The 20,831-nt window shown below is 47.9% G+C and carries 18 protein-coding genes and 1 pseudogene; 9 read left to right on the forward strand and 10 right to left on the reverse strand.

Translation table 11 applies throughout. The features are described from left to right. Window positions 1–9 precede the first annotated feature (9 nt). Together K4H28_RS16675 and htpG are read right to left on the reverse strand one after the other, a co-directional pair. Window positions 10–990 (reverse strand): annotated as a pseudogene (locus K4H28_RS16675) (choice-of-anchor A family protein); the annotation flags it as partial. A 366-nt stretch (window positions 991–1,356) separates the two neighbouring features. Beyond that, entirely contained in the window at window positions 1,357–3,258 is a 1,902-nt protein-coding gene (gene htpG, locus K4H28_RS02150) for a molecular chaperone HtpG (protein ID WP_221006674.1), read from the reverse strand. A 254-nt stretch (window positions 3,259–3,512) separates the two neighbouring features. Here htpG and K4H28_RS02155 point away from each other — a divergent pair, with 254 nt between their 5' ends. From K4H28_RS02155 to K4H28_RS16680, 3 genes are read left to right on the forward strand one after another with little or no spacing between them, the layout of a single operon-like run. After that, entirely contained in the window at window positions 3,513–4,310 is a 798-nt protein-coding gene (locus tag K4H28_RS02155) for a ParA family protein (protein WP_221006676.1), read from the forward strand. 8 nt (window positions 4,311–4,318) lie between these two features. Continuing rightward, the gene (locus tag K4H28_RS02160) at window positions 4,319–5,080 is read left to right on the forward strand and encodes a response regulator (protein WP_255573590.1); all 762 of its coding nucleotides are present in this window, start codon (window positions 4,319–4,321) and stop codon (window positions 5,078–5,080) included. Window positions 5,081–5,089: 9 nt separating this feature from the next. Beyond that, complete coding sequence (locus K4H28_RS16680) at window positions 5,090–5,224, forward strand: hypothetical protein (RefSeq protein ID WP_255573591.1); 135 nt, start codon at window positions 5,090–5,092, stop codon at window positions 5,222–5,224. 257 nt (window positions 5,225–5,481) lie between these two features. Here K4H28_RS16680 and thrC read toward each other — a convergent pair whose 3' ends face one another. The 4 genes from thrC to K4H28_RS02180 all read right to left on the reverse strand — a co-directional run bounded on the left by thrC (window position 5,482) and on the right by K4H28_RS02180 (window position 10,134). Beyond that, entirely contained in the window at window positions 5,482–6,924 is a 1,443-nt protein-coding gene (gene thrC / locus K4H28_RS02165; RefSeq protein ID WP_221006678.1) for a threonine synthase, read from the reverse strand. A gap of 55 nt (window positions 6,925–6,979) precedes the next feature. Next, window positions 6,980–7,306 (reverse strand): hypothetical protein, encoded by a 327-nt coding sequence (locus K4H28_RS02170; RefSeq protein WP_221006680.1) that lies wholly within the window; start codon window positions 7,304–7,306, stop codon window positions 6,980–6,982. A 163-nt stretch (window positions 7,307–7,469) separates the two neighbouring features. Further along, entirely contained in the window at window positions 7,470–8,783 is a 1,314-nt protein-coding gene (locus K4H28_RS02175) for a homoserine dehydrogenase (protein ID WP_221006682.1), read from the reverse strand. A 106-nt stretch (window positions 8,784–8,889) separates the two neighbouring features. Beyond that, window positions 8,890–10,134, reverse strand: coding sequence for a pyridoxal phosphate-dependent aminotransferase (locus K4H28_RS02180; protein WP_221006684.1), 1,245 nt, complete (start codon window positions 10,132–10,134; stop codon window positions 8,890–8,892). A gap of 167 nt (window positions 10,135–10,301) precedes the next feature. Between K4H28_RS02180 and K4H28_RS02185 the strand changes: the two genes are divergently transcribed. After that, window positions 10,302–10,670 carry an Mth938-like domain-containing protein gene (locus tag K4H28_RS02185; RefSeq protein WP_221006685.1) on the forward strand — a complete coding sequence of 123 codons (369 nt, stop codon included), beginning with the start codon at window positions 10,302–10,304 and terminating at the stop codon, window positions 10,668–10,670. Window positions 10,671–10,823: 153 nt separating this feature from the next. Here K4H28_RS02185 and K4H28_RS02190 read toward each other — a convergent pair whose 3' ends face one another. From K4H28_RS02190 to K4H28_RS02205, 4 genes are all read right to left on the reverse strand, one after another. Continuing rightward, on the reverse strand, window positions 10,824–11,621 hold the full coding sequence (locus K4H28_RS02190) for an amino acid ABC transporter permease (RefSeq protein WP_221006686.1): 798 nt from the start codon (window positions 11,619–11,621) through the stop codon (window positions 10,824–10,826). A 127-nt stretch (window positions 11,622–11,748) separates the two neighbouring features. Further along, the gene (locus K4H28_RS02195) at window positions 11,749–12,468 is read right to left on the reverse strand and encodes a basic amino acid ABC transporter substrate-binding protein (protein WP_373312791.1); all 720 of its coding nucleotides are present in this window, start codon (window positions 12,466–12,468) and stop codon (window positions 11,749–11,751) included. Window positions 12,469–12,665: 197 nt separating this feature from the next. Further along, the gene (locus K4H28_RS02200; RefSeq protein ID WP_221006689.1) at window positions 12,666–13,490 is read right to left on the reverse strand and encodes an HDOD domain-containing protein; all 825 of its coding nucleotides are present in this window, start codon (window positions 13,488–13,490) and stop codon (window positions 12,666–12,668) included. A gap of 143 nt (window positions 13,491–13,633) precedes the next feature. Further along, the gene (locus K4H28_RS02205) at window positions 13,634–16,501 is read right to left on the reverse strand and encodes an Rne/Rng family ribonuclease (RefSeq protein ID WP_221006691.1); all 2,868 of its coding nucleotides are present in this window, start codon (window positions 16,499–16,501) and stop codon (window positions 13,634–13,636) included. A 631-nt stretch (window positions 16,502–17,132) separates the two neighbouring features. Between K4H28_RS02205 and rluC the strand changes: the two genes are divergently transcribed. From rluC to motD, 5 genes are read left to right on the forward strand one after another with little or no spacing between them, the layout of a single operon-like run. Next, entirely contained in the window at window positions 17,133–18,098 is a 966-nt protein-coding gene (gene rluC, locus K4H28_RS02210; protein ID WP_221006692.1) for a 23S rRNA pseudouridine(955/2504/2580) synthase RluC, read from the forward strand. Next, window positions 18,095–18,751, forward strand: coding sequence for an HAD-IA family hydrolase (locus K4H28_RS02215; protein ID WP_221006694.1), 657 nt, complete (start codon window positions 18,095–18,097; stop codon window positions 18,749–18,751). Before rluC ends, K4H28_RS02215 begins: the two co-directional genes overlap by 4 nt. Further along, window positions 18,744–19,088 carry a Rieske (2Fe-2S) protein gene (locus K4H28_RS02220; protein ID WP_221006696.1) on the forward strand — a complete coding sequence of 115 codons (345 nt, stop codon included), beginning with the start codon at window positions 18,744–18,746 and terminating at the stop codon, window positions 19,086–19,088. Before K4H28_RS02215 ends, K4H28_RS02220 begins: the two co-directional genes overlap by 8 nt. A 2-nt stretch (window positions 19,089–19,090) precedes the next feature. Further along, window positions 19,091–20,026, forward strand: a complete 936-nt coding sequence (locus K4H28_RS02225; RefSeq protein WP_221006697.1) for a S49 family peptidase — start codon at window positions 19,091–19,093, stop codon at window positions 20,024–20,026. 10 nt (window positions 20,027–20,036) lie between these two features. Then, window positions 20,037–20,816 carry a flagellar motor protein MotD gene (motD, locus tag K4H28_RS02230; protein ID WP_221006698.1) on the forward strand — a complete coding sequence of 260 codons (780 nt, stop codon included), beginning with the start codon at window positions 20,037–20,039 and terminating at the stop codon, window positions 20,814–20,816. The last annotated feature ends 15 nt before the right edge of the window (window positions 20,817–20,831 follow it).

Below are 20,831 nucleotides of genomic sequence, written 5' to 3' on the forward strand. Positions count from 1 at the left end.
TTTGAAGGGTTCGTAGCCTAGCTCTACTTGGCCTTTCATAGCCCAAGCCACCGTTGTTCCTTCAACATGGCCCGTGCCAAATAAAGTTGCTCCCGGTGCTAAAATACTACCCCATACATGGGTGTTTACTGAAACTTCTTTTGCATTTCTGAAATTGAACAATACATTAGCGCGTTTTTCCTCAAACTGCTCCAATTGGCCACCAGAAAAAATTACATCACTAAAGCTTGGGTTTGTGCCTGAGTAGTTAATGATGACTGTCGCACCATCTGCAATCCCAGATAGTCTTAAATTTTGCAGTACACCTTCACGAGCTCCAGTTTCGGCCCAGTATTTGGAAACGGTATTGTCTAGATTGAAAACTTCCGTCTTCGCACCTGTGCCGGTCAGTAAGATTTCACCCCATTTGAATTGATCACTACCCGTTGCTTGGAGTTTGCTTAGAAAGCTTGAGGTCTTTGCTAAGTTCTCTTTTATGCCCTGAAAATCCACAACTTTCATTACGCCAGCATTTAAGTCGTGAATCGGCTGAGTCGCCCCATTGTTGCCTAGTGAAGAACCTTCTACCAATTTGCCGTTGGAATCACGGTTTACTTTACCGCCGATAACACCGTAGCTGAGCTCAGGCGTATAGTCCGTTATTGGCCCGTAGCCTTGATTTGGGTTAACGCCTGCAGGGGCTTTCTCAAGTTTGACTGAACTAGCTCCGCTGACAATATCATTGCGAACAACTAGAACAGGTTTATCACCCTGTGCACGATACCCAATTGATGTTGCGCCTGGGCCTACAATCAGTTGACCGCCAACAGCAAGGCGACCTTCTACGTCTTTTACTCCACTTACATTGTCAAAGAAAAAACCACTGAAATCTGCAGCTCCTCCCAATGGGTTCAAATCTTTGTAAACAACCGCACTGGCGGGTGAGGCCAGTGCGGCCATGGTTGATGCTGCAAGCAATGTAGCTTGTAGTTTGTTAAGTGCTAATTTCATCGTCTCTCTCTATAGTTTTGAATATTATAAATTTCGGTCGCAAGAATTGCGTAATTTCGTATTTGACGCGAGTATACCGAAGTAATTTTTATATGCAATGGTTTCCTAAGTCATTCATTTATATTGGTTTATTATCATTTGATGATATTGGAATTATTAATTTTTAGTGACAATTTCGGATTCATTTGTTGTACAAGGTCTGATCTTCACATTGTAAATTCATGGTTTATCTTTCAATTTTTGTAATTCATGCTCAGATTTGATATGTATTTGTCAGTTAGAGGAAATAAAAAAACCAGCCCTAAGGCTGGTTTTTTATGTATTGTCTTGTAGCCATTGATTTTCAATGGCTAGGAAGATATACATTTAGTTTTGCATTGCTAACATCAAACCATTCAAGCGTTTCACGAATGAAGCAGGGTCTTCCAGTTGGCCGCCTTCGGCGAGTAGCGCTTGATCAAAGATCAGGTGAGTCCAGTCGCCGAATTTATCACTGGCTGCTTCTGCTTTCAGTTTGCTCACCAATGGATGTGTTGGGTTCACTTCCAAGATCGGTTTGCTGCCTTTCACGTCTTGACCGGCTGATTTGAGCAGACGCTCTAGGTTTGCGCTCATGTCTTGGTTTTCTACCACCAAGCAAGCTGGGCTGTCGGTGAGGCGGTGCGTGACGCGGATGTCTTTGACTGAATCGCCGAGCACGCCTTTCATTTGCTCGATGATGTCTTTGAGTTCCGTGGCGGCGGCTTCTTGTTCTTGCTTTTCGGCTTCGTCGGTGAATTGTTCGAGGTCGAGTTCACCTTTGGCAACCGATTGCAGTTTTTTGCCTTCAAACTCGGTCAAACCGCTAAACGCCCATTCGTCGACGCGATCCGACAGCAACAAGACTTCGATGCCTTTTTTGCGGAAGACTTCGAGGTGTGGGCTGTTTTTCGCTGCGGCGTAGCTGTCTGCGGTGATGAAATAGATCTGCTCTTGGCCTTCTTTCATGCGGCCAAGGTAGTCTTTCAACGAAACAGTTTGCTCTGCGGAGTCGTTGTGCGTGCTAGCAAAGCGGCATAGCGCAGCGATACGCTCTTTGTTGGCGAAGTCTTCGCCTACGCCTTCTTTCAACACTTTGCCGAATTCAGTCCAGAACGTCGTGTATTTGGCTTGCTCTTCCGCGTCATCCGAATTGGCCATGCCTTCCAACAAACCGAGGACTTTTTTCACGCAGCCGGATTTGATTTGCTCGATGTCTTTGCTGTGTTGCAAAATTTCGCGTGACACATTCAATGGCAAATCGCTCGAATCAATCACACCACGGATAAAGCGCAGGTATTGCGGCAACAATTTTTCGCTGTCTTCCATGATGAAAACGCGGCGAACATAAAGTTTAACGCCGTGACGGCGCTCGCGGTCGTATAGGTCAAACGGCGCGCGTTTCGGAATGTAGAGTAGCTCGGTGTATTCTTGGCGGCCTTCGACTTTAGCGTGGCTCCAAGCAAGTGGCTCATCGTAATCGTGCGCTACGTGTTTGAAGAATTCGGTGTATTGCTCATCGGTGATTTCCGATTTGCTGCGTGTCCACAGCGCATTGGCTTGGTTGACGGTCTCGTAACCTTCGGCCGGTTTGATTGAGCCGTCTTCGTTGTAGCCCGCTTGGGCTGGCATCAAGATCGGCAGGGTGATGTGGTCGGAATATTTGCGGATGATACTGCGCAAACGCCAATCGTTAAGGAATTCTTCTTCGCCGTCTTTCAGGTGCAAGACAATGCTGGTACCGCGAGTTGGTTTTTCAACAGTTTCAAGGGTGAATTCACCGTCGCCGTGTGATTCCCATTGGGTGGCCGTTTCTTCGCCTGCGCGGCGGGTGGTCAAGGTGACTTTATCGGCGATGATAAAAGCCGAGTAAAAACCCACACCGAATTGACCGATTAAATGGGCGTCTTTTTGTGCGTCGCCAGAGAGTTGGCTAAAGAATTCTTTGGTGCCTGAGCGGGCAATCGTGCCGATGTTTTTGATGACTTCGTCACGGCTCATACCGATACCGCTATCGGATACGGTTACGGTTTTGGCTTCGGCATCAAAGCTCACATTGATTTTTAGCTCTGAGTCGTTGCCAAATAGACCATCGTTGTTAACGGCTTCGAAGCGCAGTTTATCGCAGGCATCAGATGCATTCGATACGAGTTCGCGCAGGAAAATTTCTTTGTTGGAATACAAAGAGTGAATCATCAATTGCAAGAGTTGTTTGACTTCGGCTTGAAAGCCTAATGTTTCTTTCGACATGGGCGAAAAGCTTCCTATGGGTTGAACAAAAATAGATAGCCTATAAATGGGGCCGTAGTGCGTGGCTTCAAGTCATTCAGTAGAAAGCTTTGATTTTTCCGCAGTGGCAATTGAAGTGACTGACAGGTCGTATTGGCATGTAGCCCCTATTTATCATCGTAAAAGACGCAGATTTTTGTGAGCCAACACAAGATTACATCTGCCGCAATTGCGGCAGTGGTATAGTGCTTGCAGCATATTTCGTGGGGCAGGGCATGTTACGACGAGTGGTGTTTAATCAAAAAGGCGGCGTTGGCAAATCAACGATCACGGTGAATTTGGCCGCTGTGGCTGCCGCGCAAGGCAAGCGCGTGCTGATTGTTGATCTCGATCCGCAAGGCAATAGCAGCCATTACGTACTAGGTAATGAGGCGCAGTCCACATCGCCCACTTTGTATGAGTTTTTTGATCAAGTACTAAATTACTCGCTGTATGCCAAAGGGCCTGCTGAATTTGTGCATGCCACGCGCTTTCCTAATTTATTCATCATGCCCGCCCATCCTGGCATTGCCGAGCAGCAAGTCAAACTTGAATCCAGATATAAAATTTACAAATTGCGCGAAACGCTGGACGAGCTAACGGGGCAGTTTGATGAGGTGTACATTGATACGCCACCGGCGCTTAATTTCTTTACTTTATCGGCGCTGATTGCCGCGACGGGGTGCTTGATCCCGTTTGATTGCGATACGTTCTCGCGCGATGCGTTATTGGGTTTGATTGCGCGGGTGGAAGAAATTCGCCAAGACCATAACGGCCAGCTCAAAATCGAAGGCATTGTTGTGAATCAATTCCAGCCTCGCGCTAGCTTGCCGCTGCGCTTGGTGCAAGAACTAGAGGCGCAGGGCTTGCCGGTATTGCAGTCACGCTTGTCGAGCTCGGTGAAGGTGCGTGAATCGCACGATCAAGCGGCTCCGTTGATTGCGCTTGATCCTAAGCATAAATTGGCGTTGGAGTTTACAAGTTTGTACAATGAGCTCTCAGGCAAAGTTCTCGCTGCCGTGCATGAAGCGTAGGAGTACCCATGGATTCCAATTCACAGAATCGTGTGCTGATCGTTGATGATGAGCCGTTTAATTTAGAAATTCTCTCTGAGCACTTGGCTGACGCGGGTTACGAAACAGTGACCGCCGAAGATGGCGAAGCGGCTTGGGAAATCTTGCAGCATGATGAGCAAGGCTTTGCGACGATTCTGCTCGATCGAATGATGCCGCGCATGGATGGCATGCAAGTGCTGGCCAAGCTCAAACAACATCCTGATTTTCAACATATCCCCGTGATCATGCAAACCGCAGTTGGCGCGGCAGAGAATGTTCGTGAAGGTTTGGCGGCGGGTGCGTATTACTACCTGATTAAGCCGTTTCAGCGCGAAATGTTGCTTGCGATTGTGGCGGCAGCCGTTGGCTTTCATAAAGATCGCCAACAGCTCGAAGATCAAATTGCGATGCATGCCGATTCGTATCGCTTGCTGATTAATGGTGAATTTCATTTTCGCACCCTCGATGAAGCACGTCAGCTCACGCTGATGTTATCTCGCGCCTGCCCAGAGCCGCAGCGCGTGGCGATGGGCTTGTCTGAGTTGCTGATTAATGCGATTGAGCATGGCAATTTGGCGATTAGCTACGCGGAAAAATCCAAATTATTACAAGCCGGGCGCTGGCAAGATGAAGTCGAAACGCGATTGGAAAATCCACAATACGCGGCACGTAAAGCCAAGGTGAAATTTATCGCCGATGAGGATGCCATTCAATTGCATATCAGCGATGAGGGCGCGGGTTTTGATTAGCAACCGTATTTGGAATTTTCGCCAGATCGAGCATTCGACCCACACGGCCGTGGTATCTCAATGGCGCGGATGATGTCGTTTGATAGTTTGGAATATCAAGGCAATGGCAACGAGGTATTGGTTCGCGTACTTCGTAAATCATAGTTTGCAGCGATATACATTAGAAAGCCCGTTCATTGCTGAGCGGGCTTTTTGCTTGCCGTGTTTAGATTTGATATTGATGGAATTTAGAGTCGCTGAATCGTTTTTGTCCCCTCTCCCTTTACGGGAGAGGGCTAGGGTGAGGGTGACACTTAGAATTTATCGTCAAATCAAGTATTTCCACCCCCATCCCAACCTTCCCCCGTCAAGGGGGAAGGAGCGGCTTAGCCTTCTCGGGTCAATTTATATTCAAGCTTGAATTACTTAATCCGTTCGACCAAATATTGCTTGATCAAGGCCGCATCAGCTTCAATCGCATCAAAACGCTGTGGCAATGCTTCCAAACCAGCTAAACCTTTCGGGCGGAATGGGGCTTGTTTGAGCGCTTCTTGCATCGTGTCTTCAAATTTCGCCGGTAGTGCCGTTTCCATAATCACCATTGGCACCGCTGGATTGCGGTGCGCTTTGGCGGCTTTGAAGCCATCAGCGGTATGCGGATCAACCTGCACGCCGTATTTTTCGAACACTTCACGAATATGGGCAATGCGGTCGGCGTGATTGCTGGCTTCTGATTTAAAGCCATAACGATCGCGCATCGTCGCAAATTCATCGGCAGTCAATTCAAAACCAGAGCCAGTTTCAACCGACTTCCACATCGCAGCCAAACGCTCGGCATCACGGCCGATCAGGTCAAACACAAAACGCTCTAAGTTCGACGCTTTGGTGATGTCCATTGACGGGCTAGTGGTTTCATAAGTGCGATCCAGACCACGTGGGTGATAACCGCCAGTTTTGAAGAATTCATCGAGCACGTCGTTTTCATTGGTGGCGACGATCAATTGGCCAATTGGCAAACCCATTTGGCGCGCAATGTGACCGGCGCAGATATTGCCGAAGTTGCCCGATGGCACGCAGAAATCGACTTTGTCGCCGACTTTTTTGCCGCTGGCCAAAATCATCGCAAAATAGCCTTTGAAGTAATACACCACTTGAGCCACGATGCGGCCCCAGTTGATCGAATTCACCGCGCCGATTTTGTATTTGGCTTTGAACTCCGCATCTTTGTTCACGTCTTTAACGATGTCTTGGCAGGCATCAAAAAAGCCATGTACTGATAAGTTGAAGATGTTTTCATCTTGCAAGCTGAACATTTGCGCGCGTTGGAACGGGCTCATTTTGCCAAATGGGCTGAGCATAAACACATTCACACCACGTTTGCCGCGCATTGCGTATTCGGCCGCCGAGCCAGTATCGCCGGATGTCGCACCGAGAATATTGATTTGTTCGCCTTTCTTGTCGAGCACGTATTCAAATAGATTGCCGAGTAATTGCATCGCCATATCTTTGAACGCTAAGGTTGGGCCGTTGGAGAGTTCTTGGATATAGAGATTGTTGTCGAGTTTGATTAGCGGCGTGATGTGGCTGGCTTGGTTTTTCGAGCGACCATTGCAATACACTTCAGATGTATAGGTTTTTTCGATCAGCGCTTTGAGGTCATCGGCAGGAATATCGTCGACAAAGCGGCTGATCACAGCGAACGCCAAATCGCGGTAATTGAGTGGTGCCATGCTTTCTAAATCAGCTTGTGTCAGCTGCGGGTAGCTTTCTGGAATCGACAATCCGCCATCGGCCATCAGGCCACCGAGCAGGATATCGCTAAATTGCTGTGGCGCAACGCCACCACGAGTTGAGATATAGTTCATGGGTATCTGCTTGTAGGTTAATTTATATAATACTTAGGGTTATATACCTAGTTGGCTATTTCTGATTTAGAAGTGAAATTGCCGCTTCTAGTCGTTTTGTGTTTTCTCTTGATCGTATGTAGGTCGCTGCTGCTAAAAAAAATCCGCTCCACGCTATTATGTAAACCAATACATGATTTAGATGGCTGGATTTCCAGATCTCACCGCTGCCGATCCATTCAATTCCGCCTGATTGGAGAAGTCCAATGCCGCAGCCACTGATTGCTAAAAGCCAATCCCATTTAGACACTTTACGCCGGTTAGCTAAGACCGCGAGGGCTTCGATGCGCGTAACTACATTTTGGGATAGTTTTTCAGCTTCGATTTGCTCAATCGGATTCATCAGACTTTCCTTAGATGTGCTATGGCTTAAGCAGATATTCAAACAGCGAGCGAGAGGTGCGCAGGCAATGAATAAGAGCTTCGAAAAACCGGAATGTACATTAAGTACATGAGGATTTTGAGAGGCTCTTATGAAGCAGTATCCGCGTCTCGCAGCCGCTGTTTTAGCCGTTTAAATGTTCCAAACGCAACTTCACCACTTTGCCTTCGGTGCTCGCTAGATTTTCAATTTTGGCGATGGCGATATTGATGTTTTTCTCAATCGCCATGTGCGTAACGATCACGATTTCAGCGGTTGAACCTGTCGCGCTGGCTGGTTTTTGCAGCATCGCATCAACTGAAATCTGGCCTTCAGCCAAAATGCCTGTTACATCGGCCAATACGCCTGGCAAGTCTTTCGCTGACAAGCGTAGGTAGTAGCAGGTTTCCACTTCTTCGATTGGCAAAATCGGCAGATTCGCAATCGCGCTTGGCTGGAATGCCAGATGCGGTACGCGGTGTTCTGGGTCAGCAGTGTGTAGACGTGTGATATCAACGAGGTCAGCAATCACTGAAGAGGCCGTTGGCTCTGCGCCAGCGCCTGGGCCGTAGTACATCGTTGCGCCAACGGCATCGCCTTTGACCAGCACGGCGTTCATTACACCATCGACATTCGCAATCAAGCGGCCAGCAGGGATCAGCGTTGGTGAAACGCGCAATTCAATGCCGTTCGGGCGGCGGCGTGTCATACCAAGCAATTTGATGCGATATCCCAATTCTGCGGCGTATTTGATATCGGCAGCATCCAGTTTGCTAATGCCTTCTAAGTAGGCTTTATCAAACTGAACCGGAATACCAAATGCAATCGCGCTCATGATCGTCAATTTGTGTGCTGCGTCGTGGCCTTCGATATCGAATGTTGGATCAGCTTCGGCGTAGCCAAGGCGTTGTGCTTCTGCGAGCACGTCGGCAAAGGCCGAGCCTTTGTCGCGCATTTCGGTCAGGATGAAATTAGATGTGCCGTTGATAATGCCAGCCACCCATTCGATTTTGTTTGCAGTCAGGCCTTCACGTAGCGCTTTGATGACAGGGATGCCACCTGCAACCGCAGCTTCAAATGCGACCATCACGCCTTTTTCTTGCGCTTTAGCGAAAATTTCATTGCCGTATTCGGCGATCAGTTTTTTGTTCGCAGTGACCACGTGTTTGCCATTAGCAATCGCAGCCAGAACCAAATCTTTGGCAATGGTGGTGCCGCCGATCAGTTCAACCACGATATCGATGTCGGGATTGTTCACGACATCCATCGCGTTATCAGTGAGGGTAACGCCTTCACCAACCAGTTCACGCGCACGATCAAGGTCGCGATTAGCAGCCATGGTCACCACAATAGGGCGACCGGCACGGCGAGCGATTTCTTCGCCATTGCGCTTCAAAACGGTGGCAGTACCGCCACCGACAGTCCCCACGCCACATAGGCCGACATTGATTGCTTTCATTTTCTCTTCCTCGTAGGTCGGGTTAGCGAAACTAAACCCGACAAATGATTAAATGTTTAAAGTTTAATTGTTGTGAATTACGCCTTCGGCGAACTCATTCTATATTTCATTTTGCGGCAAATTCGCCGGTGCCGTGCCGTTTGCGCCACTGTGTTAAAAAGCGGGCTACGCGGTTCAGCGCATCGGTTAGGTCATCCAGATTTGGTAGGAAGACGACGCGGAAATGGTCGTGTTCTTTCCAGTTAAAGCCTGTCCCTTGCACCAGTAGCACTTTTTCTTCGGTCAGTAGCTCGAGCATAAATTGCTGGTCGTCACTGATCGGGTACATATCCGGATCAAGTTTTGGAAACATATACAGCGCTGCTTGTGGCTTGACCACGCTGACCCCTGGCATATTGCTGAGCATTTCATAGGCTAAGTCGCGTTGTTTGGCCAAGCGGCCACCTTCGCAGACTAAATCATCAATGCTCTGATAGCCGCCGAGCGCGGTTTGAATTGCGTACATTGATGGCACATTGGCACATAGCCGCATCGTGGCGAGCATGTTCAAGCCTTCGATGTAGTCTTTGGCCAATTTTTTCTCGCCCGACACAATCATCCAGCCAGAGCGATAGCCGCATGCACGGTAGTTTTTTGATAAGCCATTAAAAGTAACAAACAGCACGTCATCTGCCAGTGAGGCAATCGAGGTGTGGGTGAGGCCATCGTAGAGGACTTTATCGTAAATTTCATCGGCATAAATAATCAGGCCGAACTCACGCGCCAGCGCGATGATGTCGAGCAGTACAGAATTTGGGTACAGCGCGCCAGTTGGATTGTTCGGATTAATTACGACAATCGCGCGGGTTTTGGCAGTGATTTTGGCGCGCATATCACTAATCGACGGTAGCCAGCCGTTGGCTTCATCGCATAGGTAATGGTGTGGCGTGCCACCCGCTAAACTCACTGCGGCGGTCCATAGCGGATAGTCAGGCATTGGCACCAGTACTTCATCGCCATTATTGAGTAGCGCTTGCATGCTCATCACGATCAACTCGGACGCGCCATTGCCGATATAGATGTCGTCGACGGTTACGTCTTTAATCTTTTTCTGCTGCGTGTAATGCATCACGGCTTTACGCGCTTGAAATAATCCTTTGCTATCGACGTAACCGGCCGAGTTAGCTAGATTGCGAATCACGTCTTGGATTACTTCTTCTGGGGCATCAAAACCAAAGTGGGCGAGGTTGCCAATATTGAGTTTGATGATGCGATGGCCTTCTTCTTCCATCTGACGCGCTCGCTCCGGAATCGGGCCGCGAATTTCGTAACAGACGTTCAATAATTTATTGGATTTGAGGATGGCTTCCATCGGTGTGGCCTGCGCAAAGTTTTTCAGGGAAACCCCGTATTCTAAGGGAAGAACGCATAAAATGGGCAGCCTTGTGCATGAAATGCACATTAAATACGCAATTTTGCCCGTTCAAGCGGATGAGCTTTGGTAGAATCGCTAAAAATTTATTTGCAAAGGCTACCCGTATGAAGCTGCATCAATCTAAAGTCAAAAATGTGAATCAATTTACTGGTTATGACACGAGCAGCGTGAAGGTGAATGATGAGCGTTTTGAAGGGAGTGTGTTGGTACTACCGAATGCAGTTCATTCATTCCGCCCGACCTCATTTGCTGATTTGCAGGCGGATGATTTTGCCGCATTGCTTGAGTTCGAGCCTGAGTTGGTGTTACTCGGCACTGGCAGCAAAATTCAATTTCCACATCCGCAGCTGTTTGCCGCTTTATCCGCCAAGCGTATTGGCCTCGATGCAATGGATACGGGCGCATTGTGCCGCACGTTTAATGTATTGACCGCCGAAGATCGCAGAGTGTTGGCTTTGGTTTTACATAAATGATTTGGTATATGTTCGTAGCTAATGTTTTATAATGGATGTAGGCTTATACATCTTGCTGTTTGTACATGATTTTCAATTTAAGATTAAAATCATGTTAATAAAAAACCACCGAAAAGCTCGGTGGTTTTTTATTGCGTAACGGATGTGGATGAATTACACGCCGCCACTTTGTTGGTAACGCTTCTCTAGGTGACTCACACCGGCAGCTAATACCAAAGTCATAATCAGGTAGATAAATGAAATCGTGAGGTAGGGTTCCCAGTAGCGCGAGTACGCACCGGCTACGGTTCGCGCAGCATAAGCCAGCTCGGCCAGACCAATCGCCGAGACCAGCGAGCTGTCTTTGACGAGCATAATCGCTTCATTACCCAGTGGCGGCAGCATGCGGCGAAAAGCTTGCGGAATAATCACGTGGCGCATGGTTTGTCCGTAGGTCATGCCTAATGAGCGAGATGCTTCAAATTGCCCTTTAGCAATCGACTGAATCCCTGCGCGGAAAATTTCAGTAATGTAGGCACCGGCATTCAGAGTGAGTGCCACTAAGCCCGATAAAAATGCACCGTATTCTTGACGTAACGTCGACGCCATTTCGCCACTAAGCAAGATACCGTTGTCTGGATGAACCAATAAGGGCATTACCGCAAAGTGAGTGAGCAAAATTTGCACAAACAGCGGGGTGCCACGGAAAAAGGTGACGTACGCTGTAGCAGGCCAGCGCAGTAAAAATTTAACGGGGTATTTCCAGATGCCATGTTTGACTTCAGCAAGGCGAGCCATCCCTGCAAACAATCCAATCAATGTTCCTACCGTAACAGCGACAAGGGTAATGCCAAGCGTCATTTTGATACCGTCGATGAATAATTCGCGGTATTCCCAAACAATCTGCAGCTGGAAGTTTTCTAGCAAGGGTACGGCTTGCTGGATTTGTGTCCAGAACGTAATAAAATCCATGTGCTTACCTATTCAAAGCTCAAGAAAAAAAGAAGCGCCTCTAGTTACGATGCGCTTCTTCGATGGTTTTAACACACTTCTTTGGTTTTAAGTGCCATTGAAGTTGTATTTAGACCTTGAACTTGGCTTATTTTCCAAAATATTTGTTATAAATTTTGTCATAAGTGCCATCTGCTTTGATTGCAGCTAGCCCTTTATTGATTTGTTCAAGCAGGGCTTTATTGCCTTTTTTAACGGCAATGCCGTAGTACTCTTTAGCAAATGTTGCATCATCAATCATTTTCAGCTTTGAGTTTGGATTGTTGGCAACAAAGTTAACTACGACGCCATTGTCGGCTACGACTGCGTCAACGCCACCATTTTCAAGTTCTTTAATGGCCAATGGGGTTGATTCAAAGCGCTTGATATTTGGGCTGGTTTTGCCTTGTAATTTTTGGATTACTTCATCGCCGGTGGTACCGGTTTGAACGCCCACTTTGAGTGTTTTTAAATCGGTAAATTTGCTGACTTTACTATTTTTTCCAACGGCAATCAGCTGTTTTGCTTCGAAGTAGGGGTCTGAGAAGTCCATCGATTGCTTACGTTCTGGCGTGATCGTGACTGATGAAATCACCATATCTCGGTCGCCTGTTGAAAGTGTTGCAAAGATACCTTCCCAAGGGGTGTTGATGAATTTGATTTTCATGCCACTTTTCTTTGCAATCGCTTCAAGTACATCCACACTAAAACCGACAACTTCTTTTTTATTGTTAAGTGATTCAAAAGGCGCGTAGGCCGCATCAGTGGCTACTTGGTAAGTTTTGGCTGCGTTTGCGTTGCTATTAAAGAGAAGTCCAGCAAAAATCATACTGGCAATGAGACCTAGTTTTTTTGAATTCATTATTGTCTCCAGCTTGGTAAAGAAAAAAAGGCAGAAATGAGATACGTATGTGAAGTACACACAAACTCACACTGCCCTTGATGCTAGTAAGCTTTAATCCGTAAGATAATCAGGTGTTTCCCTATTTCTACCTCTTGGCTGAGGGATTTTTCTTGGTGTAGCAGTTATCCAATAATTTCTTCCATGCCACTGGATAGTTCTGCAAGCTCTGCCAGTTTTAAATTAAGGGTATCTTTACTTATGCCTGAGAGACTGAGTATGTTTTCTGGAATTTGGGCTGATAGATCTTCAATGCTGGGTTTATCAGCTTGCAATGTGGCAATGAATTTGGCTAAAGAGAGTACCGCAGTGAGTTTGTCGCTCGGGTCTTGTGAAGTCGGTGTATTTTGAAATTTAATGGCTTGTTGAATTTCAACAGGGAAATTCCAGCGACGGGCGAGTTCTTCGCCGACCATGACATAGTCAAACCCGATGTTGTTGTCTTCGAGGGCGACGCGATCTCCGCCACTTTCAACAAATTTATCAATTTTAACTGCCATCTCGGGGGCGACAATGTGAATCAGCATTTCGCCAATATTGTGGACCATGCCGCAGGTGAATGCTACTTCGCCATTGGTTTTAGCTTGTTTAGCTAGCCATTTACTGATGGTAGCCACAGCAAGGCTGTGCTTCCAGAATGCTTTCCGATCAAAGCCAGGGGTTGCTACAAAGGCACCGGTAATCCCTGAGGCGACCACTAAGGTGCGAACGGTGTTAAAGCCGAGTACGACAACGGCTTCTTGGACTGAACCGATTTGGCGGCTGGCACCAAAGTGAGCTGAGTTGGCAAGGCGAAGTACTTTTGCCGTAATGACTTGGTCTTGTGCGATTTTTTTTGCGATGGTGTCGATGTCAATATCATCATTGCTAAAACTATCAATGAGTTCTTGAACTACTTTAGGAATGGTTGGCAGTTTGTGCGTTTGTTCAAAGACTTCTTCGAGTTTCATTGGTGTTACTCCCAGAGCATTTTTTTATCGGTCAAGCCTAAGTCATACTAGAACACGCTAAATCACTATGCTAGTCCAAGCATAAAAAAAACCGCATTCATTGCTGAGTGCGGTTTTTTGTCTTTCATGTTGCTAGTGACTTATTACTGCTTGGTTTCAACCTGAGCAAGTGGTGCTGCATCCATGCTATTTGCGGTATGACTGGCGGTCACATCTTTCCGACGGCGTACTGTATTAACCGGCGGTGCAATCACTTCGGATGCGGTAACGATCTTATTAACCGTTTCTACCATTTGCAAGGCAACGGGTTCGCTGCTGACGGCGGTTTTCGCTTGTGCGCTACGGCGGCGACGTGTGCTGTCTGTCGTTGGGATCGTAGCAATTTCAGACTCAACTTTGCGAGTTGCAACTTGCTGCAAACCAACACTTTCTGGAGTGTCGACTTCGGCGACAACTTGCTTCGGTGCTGGTGCTGCAATCACTTCAGGGGCAGCCACAGCTTCGATTGCTGCTGTTTGTGGTACTGGCTCTGCTGCTACCGGCTTTGCTGATTCAACTGTAGGTGTTGCTTCTGCAGGGGTTTCAGCCACGGGTGTTGGTGCAACAATAGGTTCAATGACGCTAACAGTTGCAACAACGGGCTCAGTAACTGCAACTGCTGCTGGCGCAGGCACAACTACGATCACATCTGCGACAGTCGCCTTGACCTCTGGCGTTGCTGGTGATTGAGCGGGTGCTGGCGTGTGTGTGCTTGGTGCAACAACCACTTCACTGACAGATGCCACTGCTGCTGCATTTGCGGTATCAACTGATGCGCTCTCAGTTGCAACTGTTGTTTCTACATCATTGCGATCACGACGATCACGACGGCCGCGACGACGACGGCTACGCGTTTCGCCATTGTTTTCGCCAGTGGCCGCAATATTTTCAGGTGCCGTAGTTACCGCTGCCAAGTCCGCTTTCAGCGTTTCGCTGCGTTGTTCGTTACGTGGCGTGCGTTCAGGGCGCGGTTGGCGCTCTGGACGAGGTTGACGCTCTGGACGTTCGCCACGTTCTGGGCGCTCTGCTTTTTCTACACGTGGTGCTGCATCACGTTTTTGGAGATCTTCTTCAATACGTGGTTTTCCACCACGGGCAGCGCGTTCTGGACGCTCTGTGCGTTCTCCGCGCTCACGGTTGCCTTCTGGACGCGCTTCGTTGCGGCCACGGCGATGATCATTACGACCGCGCTGTGGTCGTGCCGCTGGTTTAACTTCTTCAACTTTCACTTCTTCTGGAGCCGCGCTAAACCATGAAACGATTTTTTGCCATAGTGAAGTTGACTTCGCAGGCTCTGTAGCGACACGTGTGGTGCGCTCAGAAGTCGCTGGTGCTGGCAATGAAGGCGTAATGCCTTTTACCGCAGCTTCAGGGCGCTTCACTTGCTCTTCTTTGGTCTTGGCGAGTTTGTAACCTTCATCCGTTGCGGGTTCAACCATGCGATATGAAGGAATGATCTCTTCGAGTTGGTTTACATCGTCATGACGTAGGCGGGTAATGCTGTAGTTCGGGGTTTCCAAATTGGTATTTGGAATCAAAATAACACCCACTTTGAGGCGATCTTCTACGGCAAACAATTCCGCGCGTTTTTCATTGAGCAAGAATGTCGCAACATCAACGGGTACCTGCGCGTGGATTGCACCGGTGTTTTCTTTCATTGCTTCTTCTTGGATGATGCGCAAGATGTGCAATGCAGATGATTCGATACCGCGAATGAAACCGGTGCCGTGGCAGCGTGGGCAAGCCATGTGGCTGGTTTCTTCAAGTGATGGTTGCAAGCGTTGACGTGACAATTCAAGCAGACCAAAGCGGCTGATTTTGCCCGTTTGGACGCGAGCGCGGTCATGATGCAAGGCTTCACGTACACGGTTTTCAACATCGCGTTGGTTTTTCGGGTTTTCCATGTCGATAAAGTCGATCACGATCAAACCACCCACATCGCGTAAACGCATTTGGCGAGCGATTTCATCGGCCGCTTCAAGGTTGGTGCGCACTGCAGTTTCTTCGATGTCGCCACCGCGGGTTGCCTTGGCCGAGTTCACGTCGATTGACCACAAGGCTTCGGTGCGGTCGAGTACGATCGCGCCGCCCGATGGCAAGCTCACTTCACGTGAGTAAGCAGTTTCGATTTGGTGTTCGATTTGGAAGCGTGAAAACAGCGGCACGTCATCTTGGTAGAACTTCACTTTATGCACGCTGCCTGGCATCACGTGCGCCATAAATTGCTGCGCTTGCTCGTAGATGTCGCGTTTGTCGATTAACAATTCACCGATATCGGGTTGGAAGTAATCACGAATAGCGCGGATAACAAGGCTAGATTCTTGATAAATCAAGAATGCGCCGGTTTTGCCTTTTGGTTTGCCATCGGCGTCTTTTTCGCCAGCAGCAGCGTCTTCAATCGCGCGCCAAAGTTGCAATAGGTAAGACAAATCCCATTGCAATTCTTCAGCATTGCGGCCAATGGCTGCGGTGCGAGCGATCAGGCTTGTGCCTGCTGGTGTATCGAGTTGATCCATTGCTGCGCGCAATTCGTTGCGCTCTTCGCCTTCAATACGGCGAGAAACACCGCCACCACGTGGGTTGTTTGGCATGAGGACCAAATAACGGCCAGCTAAGCTGATGTAGGTGGTGAGGGCTGCGCCTTTATTGCCACGTTCGTCTTTTTCAACTTGAACGATGACTTCTTGGCCTTCAGTGAGATTGCCTGCTACACGGCCTCGGCCGCCTTCGCCGTCGCCCATGTAAGAACGTGCAATTTCCTTAAATGGCAAAAAGCCGTGACGGTCGCAGCCGTAGTCGACGAAACACGCTTCGAGCGATGGCTCGATGCGGGTAATTACGCCTTTGTAGATGTTGGATTTGCGTTGTTCACGGCCAACGGTTTCGATGTCGAGGTCGATGAGTTTTTGACCGTCAACGATGGCGACACGTAGCTCTTCAGCTTGTGTCGCATTAAATAGCATGCGCTTCATGTAGTACTCCGACGCGCACCGCTCGGATCGATTGCAAAGCAACAGGGTGATGAAGACGTCAGTTCGGCGTGACCATAGCCATCTTATCCGGCGTGGATTAAGTCAATCTACGGGAGATAAATTAAATGGCTAAGTGTAGCGGCTTAGGAACTGGGTATCGTTCTCCACAATAATCTAAATAAGGTCTGTCTAGCTATACCCCAAGTTTCTTTCGTTTAGACAACTCAGGGTGAATCAATCCGGTCAGTGCACTAATGTAATAAATCAATTACCATCGCTGCTTGAAACAACGGTGAGCGTTATAACCGTTCTCCGATTCGGTTTCCGGTGTTGCTTCTCTGAACTAACGAGCCCCGCGCATCAGCTCCTTATGGAGCCGGTAGGTAAAGTTTGTTTACCTACGGCGGGAAAGAATTCGTCAGGTGTGAAGCTGAGCATACGGAAAAAGAGCGGATAAATAATCAGTCGGTGGTGCGCTTTTAGCATCGCCACGGGCAATTTAGCAGTATTTTTTCAGAGTATGAATAATACCTAAATTGCGTTGCACCCCTATCTTTAAGTCGTTTTTACGAGGCTTAAAGTGGCTACAACCTGCTGCATAATTGCAGCGCGTCACAGAGTATATGTCAATATGTCCGAGACAAGCAAAGCGTCTGTCACTTTCGTGACGGTCGATAGTGAAGATGCGGGTCAGCGGCTCGATAATTTTTTGTTAAAAATGCTTAAAGGCGTGCCAAAAAGTCATGTGTATCGCATCGTTCGTTCTGGCGAAATTCGCGTCAATAAGGGGCGTGTGGATGTCACCTATCGCTTAATCGAAGGTGATGTGCTACGGATTCCGCCGGTACGAGTCGCTGAAAAGGCGCCAGTCCCAGCGACGGTGTCGAATGCCGCTGAATTAGTGCAAATTCCCATCGTTTTTGAAGATGACGCCTTGATTGTATTGAATAAACCATCAGGAATGGCAGTGCATGGCGGTTCAGGAATCAGCTTTGGTGTGATTGAGTTATTGCGTGCGCAACGCCCGCAAGCCAAATTTTTAGAGTTGGTACACCGACTTGATCGCGATACTTCGGGCTTATTATTGGTCGCTAAAAAACGCAGTGCCTTAGTTAAATTACATGAGGTGCTGCGTGATAATCACCGCATTGATAAGCGTTATTTAGCTTTGGTGCAAGGTGTGTGGCCTAATCCGCGCTCGCACATTAAATTTAAGCTACTGAAATACGAATTGCCCGACGGTGAGCGTCGCGTGAAGGTACACAGTGATGGGCTGACTTCGCATACGACCGTGAATTTGAAACAAGTTTGGCCTGGGAAAGCCAGTTTGGTTGAATGCGAGTTGAAAACGGGCCGCACGCATCAAATTCGGGTGCATTTATCTGAAAGTGGTCATCCTATTTTAGGGGATGATAAATATGGTGAGGCATCGGTGAACAAGGCTTTTTCTCGTGAAGGCTTGAAACGCATGTTCTTGCATGCATGGCGTTTGTGTGTAGATCATCCGCTAACGGGTGTGCGGATGGAGTTGGAAGCGCCATTGCCGCCTGAGTTACAGTCCTATATTGATAAATTGAATGCACAGGGAAAATCATGAGTCGTCGATTTGATTTATTAGTTTTTGACTGGGATGGCACGCTGATGGACAGCACCGGCATGATTGCGCGCTCGATTCAGCGCGCTTTTGCCGAGGTTGGGCTGTCTGAACCGAGTGATGTCGATGCGCGCTATGTCATTGGTTATGGTTTACACGAGGCGATGCAGTATCTGGCCCCCGATATTGATGCGAACAAAATTCAGCAAGTCGTCGATGCGTATCGTGGCCATTTTTTAGCCAAAGACCATGAGCTGCAATTGTATGCAGGCGTGCTTGAGTCTTTGCCGCGCTTGCAAGACGCTGGGTTTCGTCTGGCTGTGGCAACGGGTAAGTCTCGGGCTGGTTTAGATCGCGTGTTGGCTGCAACAGATTTAGCGCACTTTTTTGAAGCAACAAGAACTGCTGACGAAGCATTTTCCAAGCCCCATCCGGCGATGTTGGAATATCTTTTAGATAAAACCGATGTGGCTGCTGATCGTGCTGTAATGATTGGCGATACCACCCATGATTTGCAATTGGCGATCAACGCAGGAACCGCAAGTTTGGCGATGAGCTATGGTGCGCATCCGCTAGAGGATTTGTTGCCTTTGAACCCGTTGGCGCATTTTGATGATTTTTCTGCACTGACCGATTGGATCTTGACGCATGGCTGAACGTTGGATTTGTCGATCTGACTCTGTAGTCGAACGAGGCTTGGCATTTCGTTTTCTAGTTCAGCGCGACGGGCGCAAGCGAAACGCGATATTGATTCGTTTCTCTCAGCACATTTATGCCTATATCAATGAATGTGCCCATGTGCCGATTGAGCTAGATTACAATTTGGGTGATGTTTTTGATTTAACGCGTGAATATTTAATCTGCTCTACCCATGGTGCGTATTACAATCCACGTAATGGCCTTTGTTTGGGGGGGCCGTGTACAGGACGGCGATTGCCGTCCTTGGTGGTAAGAGAGCATGATGATGCCGTTTGGCTGATAGAGGAAAATTGAGAATGAATGAAGCTTTTGAACGTAGTGTCTTGCAAGATGTACTGACAGCTTCACTAAAAGAGCAGCGGCGTGCACGTCGTTGGGGTATTTTCTTTAAATTACTGACATTCAGTTATTTATTTATCATTTTGGCTTTAGTGATGGGCTGGATTGGTAATCGCGAAGGCGATAAGTTGGCAAACCAAGCGCATACTGCGGTTGTCGACTTGCAAGGTACGATTGCAGCAGGTGGTGAAACTAATAGTGCTTTGGTGGTGGATGGATTAAAAGCAGCGTTTGAAGATAAAAATACCAAGGCAGTGATTTTGCGCGCCAATAGCCCTGGTGGTAGTCCAGTGCAAGCGGGCATGATGCGCGATGAAATCGAGCGTTTGAAAAAGCAATATCCGCAAACACCGTTTTATGTGGTGATTGAGGATATTTGCGCATCCGGTTGCTACTATGCCGCTGTGACTGGAAATAAAATTTTTGCCGATAAAGCATCGATTGTAGGTTCGATCGGTGTATTGATGGATGGGTTTGGTTTTACAGGTGTGATGGAAAAAGTGGGTGTAGAGCGTCGTTTGCTCACGGCGGGGGCCAATAAAGGATTCCTAGATCCATTTTCGCCGCAAAGCCCAGAACAAAAAGAACGTGCTGTTGGCATGCTCGATGAAATACATCAGCAATTTATCGCTGTTGTAAAGGCTGGCCGAGGCAAAAAACTGGCTGATAACCCAGATATATTCTCTGGCTTGGTATGGTCAGGTGAGACTGGAATGAAGCTGGGTTTGGTGGATGCTTTTGGTTCTGTTGATAGCGTGGCGCGCGATATTGTGAAAGTCGACAATATTGTTGATTTCACGCCGCAGCCAAGTTTTTCGGATCGTATCGCGCGCCAATTGGGTGTTGCAGCTGCGACTACTTTCAGTTCTCAATTAAATATGCAAATCAAATAAAGCACGAATAATGGCACGCAAACAACGGCATGAAGAGCATGAAAATCACGAGCGCTGGCTTGTGTCTTATGCTGATTTTATTACGCTGTTGTTTGCATTTTTCGTCGTGATGTATGCCATTTCATCGGTCAATGAAGGTAAGTATAAAGTCCTATCAAATGCATTGGTCGATGCCTTTAAGCAGCCGCAAACTTCTGCCCCGAAAGTACAACTTGACAATCAAGCGATCAAAGGTGCTCCGCCTAAACTCATGGTGATTCCTGCGCCGAGCACGCTCCCTAATAATCCAAAACTAGAAGAGCAAGCGCAAAAAATGCGAGGTATGGCTGGTGATTTGCGGCAATCATTGGGTAGTTTAATTGATCAAGGTAAGGTTAAGGTCACTCAATCCAAACGAGGGATTGCAGTTGAGATCAGCGACTCTATTTTATTTGATACGGGCAGAGCTGATTTGCAAATTAGTTCACAAGAGGCGCTGCTGGCGATTGCTAGCTTGGTGCAAAACAGTGATAACCTGATTCAAGTTGAAGGTCATACTGATAATCAACCGATTCGTGCTGGGCAATTTCCGAGCAACTGGGAGCTTTCTGCCGCAAGGGCCGCCAGTGTGGTGCGTTTATTTGAGCAAGCAGGCGTTGCTCCGCAACGAATGGCCGCAATTGGCTTTGGTGAGTTCCGCCCCATGGATACTAATGATCAAGTTCAAGGCCGCGCTAAAAATCGCAGGGTCACTTTAAATATTTTGGCCGATAACAAAGATGAAGTTGCGATTTTGCCAAATGGCCAATAATCCCTAGTCAAATTC

It is taken from the genome of Deefgea tanakiae (genome assembly GCF_019665765.1).
In the GTDB taxonomy this organism is placed as follows: Bacteria; Pseudomonadota; Gammaproteobacteria; order Burkholderiales; family Chitinibacteraceae; genus Deefgea; species Deefgea tanakiae.

Bases quoted from the DNA above. Each gene is read 5' to 3' on its own strand.
- htpG (WP_221006674.1), bottom strand. From the start codon at position 3,258: ATGTCGAAAGAAACATTAGGCTTTCAAGCCGAAGTCAAACAACTCTTG.
- K4H28_RS02155 (WP_221006676.1), top strand. From the start codon at position 3,513: ATGTTACGACGAGTGGTGTTTAATCAAAAAGGCGGCGTTGGCAAATCA.
- K4H28_RS02160 (WP_255573590.1), top strand. From the start codon at position 4,319: ATGGATTCCAATTCACAGAATCGTGTGCTGATCGTTGATGATGAGCCG.
- thrC (WP_221006678.1), bottom strand. From the start codon at position 6,924: ATGAACTATATCTCAACTCGTGGTGGCGTTGCGCCACAGCAATTTAGC.
- K4H28_RS02170 (WP_221006680.1), bottom strand. From the start codon at position 7,306: ATGAATCCGATTGAGCAAATCGAAGCTGAAAAACTATCCCAAAATGTA.
- K4H28_RS02175 (WP_221006682.1), bottom strand. From the start codon at position 8,783: ATGAAAGCAATCAATGTCGGCCTATGTGGCGTGGGGACTGTCGGTGGC.
- K4H28_RS02180 (WP_221006684.1), bottom strand. From the start codon at position 10,134: ATGGAAGCCATCCTCAAATCCAATAAATTATTGAACGTCTGTTACGAA.
- K4H28_RS02185 (WP_221006685.1), top strand. From the start codon at position 10,302: ATGAAGCTGCATCAATCTAAAGTCAAAAATGTGAATCAATTTACTGGT.
- K4H28_RS02190 (WP_221006686.1), bottom strand. From the start codon at position 11,621: ATGGATTTTATTACGTTCTGGACACAAATCCAGCAAGCCGTACCCTTG.
- K4H28_RS02195 (WP_373312791.1), bottom strand. From the start codon at position 12,468: ATGATTTTTGCTGGACTTCTCTTTAATAGCAACGCAAACGCAGCCAAA.
- K4H28_RS02200 (WP_221006689.1), bottom strand. From the start codon at position 13,490: ATGAAACTCGAAGAAGTCTTTGAACAAACGCACAAACTGCCAACCATT.
- K4H28_RS02205 (WP_221006691.1), bottom strand. From the start codon at position 16,501: ATGAAGCGCATGCTATTTAATGCGACACAAGCTGAAGAGCTACGTGTC.
- rluC (WP_221006692.1), top strand. From the start codon at position 17,133: ATGTCCGAGACAAGCAAAGCGTCTGTCACTTTCGTGACGGTCGATAGT.
- K4H28_RS02215 (WP_221006694.1), top strand. From the start codon at position 18,095: ATGAGTCGTCGATTTGATTTATTAGTTTTTGACTGGGATGGCACGCTG.
- K4H28_RS02220 (WP_221006696.1), top strand. From the start codon at position 18,744: ATGGCTGAACGTTGGATTTGTCGATCTGACTCTGTAGTCGAACGAGGC.
- K4H28_RS02225 (WP_221006697.1), top strand. From the start codon at position 19,091: ATGAATGAAGCTTTTGAACGTAGTGTCTTGCAAGATGTACTGACAGCT.
- motD (WP_221006698.1), top strand. From the start codon at position 20,037: ATGGCACGCAAACAACGGCATGAAGAGCATGAAAATCACGAGCGCTGG.